4 protein-coding genes are annotated in these 2,236 nt (G+C 53.6%); 3 read left to right on the forward strand and 1 reads right to left on the reverse strand.

What is annotated here, in order from left to right; genetic code table 11:
• A partial coding sequence (locus ACGVJ8_RS05495; protein WP_392346161.1) for a hypothetical protein occupies positions 1–315 on the forward strand: 315 nt, incomplete at its 5' end.
• 58 nt (positions 316–373) lie between these two features.
• Positions 374–568 carry a hypothetical protein gene (locus tag ACGVJ8_RS05500; protein ID WP_392346163.1) on the forward strand — a complete coding sequence of 65 codons (195 nt, stop codon included), beginning with the start codon at positions 374–376 and terminating at the stop codon, positions 566–568.
• A gap of 216 nt (positions 569–784) precedes the next feature.
• Here ACGVJ8_RS05500 and ACGVJ8_RS05505 read toward each other — a convergent pair whose 3' ends face one another.
• Entirely contained in the window at positions 785–1,540 is a 756-nt protein-coding gene (locus ACGVJ8_RS05505; RefSeq protein WP_392346165.1) for a hypothetical protein, read from the reverse strand.
• A 38-nt stretch (positions 1,541–1,578) separates the two neighbouring features.
• Between ACGVJ8_RS05505 and ACGVJ8_RS05510 the strand changes: the two genes are divergently transcribed.
• Positions 1,579–2,236, forward strand: a 658-nt coding sequence (locus ACGVJ8_RS05510; protein WP_392346167.1) for a DUF475 domain-containing protein, incomplete at its 3' end; no start/stop codon positions are given.

Genomic DNA, 2,236 nt, shown 5'->3' on the forward strand with positions numbered 1-2,236 from the left:
TCGCTTCTTGCTGGCTTGGCATTGGTTCCGTTAGCTGAACGATCGCTTGCCCAGTCCGGACTATGCCAAAGCCATGAGGCGGCATACAACCTCAAAGCGGGAATGCGTGATGGATTAACGCTGAAGCAAGCCAAGGCAAGCATCCTCAACGATGGCTATTCGGATGGATCTGCCGCTTGCTTTTCGGCCATCAAGCATGAAATCAATCAAAAGCCCTACGCATTTCCGCTTGTCCATCAACCCTGTACAAAAGAACATGCCGATAGCGCTTCCTGCAAAATCTGCATAAGCGTGTTGTACAATTGGAGTAGATGATTCCAAGTCCATCACTACGGCGATATCAACAAAACCGGCGGTCCAAAAATCCCAACATTTGGCTAAAGCTGCAGAGTTTTTCTCAAAAGCAAAGGAATTAATCGAAGTCGATCAAGACTGGCAAGCGAGTGGCTCATGCATCCTTAAAGCATTGGCCGAAGAAAGAAAGTCAGAAAATACTGGCCTTCAGGTAATGAATGTGATTAAGTATCAGAAGCCCAAAACCAAGCTGGAGTTCAACTTCCGCAGTTGAGTTCAGCGTTCAGCAAGGTTTGAACTGAAACCTGCCTATTTTCATCAGTTGCCCATAGGAGCTATTTCTTCCTTCATGAATTAGACGGAGGGAATGGCCGATTGCAGCAGAGCGAATCGTCTACACACTCTGCTGCAATCGGCATGGATGCCATACCTGTCCTTGCCACAAACCTATTTTAGGCCACCACCTCGGACTATTCCTGAGTGTTAGTGCTTATTTGGCCAGGCTGATCGTCTGCTCCTCTAGAAGCATGTTGAACTGCAGCAACTGTTCATCACTGAGCTGTTGACGACTGGTCGAACCCAACTGTTGTTGGAGAAAAGCTCGGGCTTGATCTGAGCTCCAGCCCAGCTTCTTCAACATTGAATCTCCTTGCTGGAGCAGGTCACCACGGCGGATAGGAGCTGGCGCCGTGGACGCATCGTCGTTGGCTTGGATCAACTTCAGCTGACGCAGATAGGCCACCAGATCGGAATAGTGCGTGAGCTTGTGTCGGCTGCCAAGACCGAAGGCCCGAGTCAAGTACTCCTGCTCTTGCTCCCGAGACCAACCGATGCGTCTGATTTCCATGTCGATGGCCGTCAGTTCGCCACTCCAATCGTCAGGATCCGTCGGAGTTTCGGAGGGGGTATTGTCAGCAGTTGTGACAGAGAGCTCCTGTGGGGCAGGAGGGGGCGAGGCAGAAGCGGGCTCGGCCTGATCAAGCTTTCTTGGACGTTCTACGGGCATGGGCTGTGCCTCCTGCACCATGGCGCTTGCTTCGGGGCGAGCCGAAGTCTGTGTGGGTTGTTGCGATCGCCCACTGGGCTGAAGCCTGATGTTTAGGCGCTGCAACCCCCTCTCCTCAGCTTCTTCGGCCGTCGCTGCTTCACCAAGGGCGCTGCCTTGCACAGCACCGTCGTGCCAGGCCTCAACCCGCACGATGCATCGCAGGGTGTCGACGTGACACAGCTCGGCCCGGATCTGCATCGCAATGGAACAGCGCTTGCACTTTCTAGGCTGCCGCGATGGACATCACTTCGCTCTCCTCACTTTCGGATTTTTTCGAAGGTGCTGATCAATGGGGAGAGGTTTTGGATCTGCTTCCCGTTCTGGTGCTGCTGGAGCTGATCTTGTCGGCCGACAATGCAGTGGCGCTTGCTGCCATCGCCCGCAGTAGTCGCCAACCGGAGCGGGAACGCTTAGCTCTCAACCTGGGCATTGGCATTGCGCTGGTCTTGCGAATTGCCTTGATCGTTGTCGCCCAGTGGGTGTTGCAAAACGTCTGGGTGCAGCTTTTGGCCGCTGCCTACCTGGTTTGGCTGGTGGTCGATCACTTCAGCAAACGATCAGTCGCTGACGATCAGTCCTTGGAATCCAAGGAATCCAGCAGTCTGTCACGCCCATTTTTAAACACAGTTCTGCTGTTGGCCTTCACAGATCTGGCTTTCTCAATCGACAGCGTTGCCGCAGCAGTGGCCATCAGTGATCAGATTTTGTTGATCAGTGCTGGAGCCTTTATTGGCATCGTGGCGCTGCGCTTTACATCTGCTCTGTTCATCCGCTGGCTTAATCTTTATCCACGGCTGGAAACGGCTGGGTTTCTTGCTGTTGCTTTTGTGGCACTGCGCCTGATCGTTCACGTGCTTGCTCCCAGCCTCAACCAACCCGATTGGCTCACCCTGC

Origin of the sequence: Parasynechococcus sp. (genome assembly GCF_042954245.1) — a bacterium.
GTDB lineage: Bacteria > Cyanobacteriota > Cyanobacteriia > PCC-6307 > Cyanobiaceae > Parasynechococcus.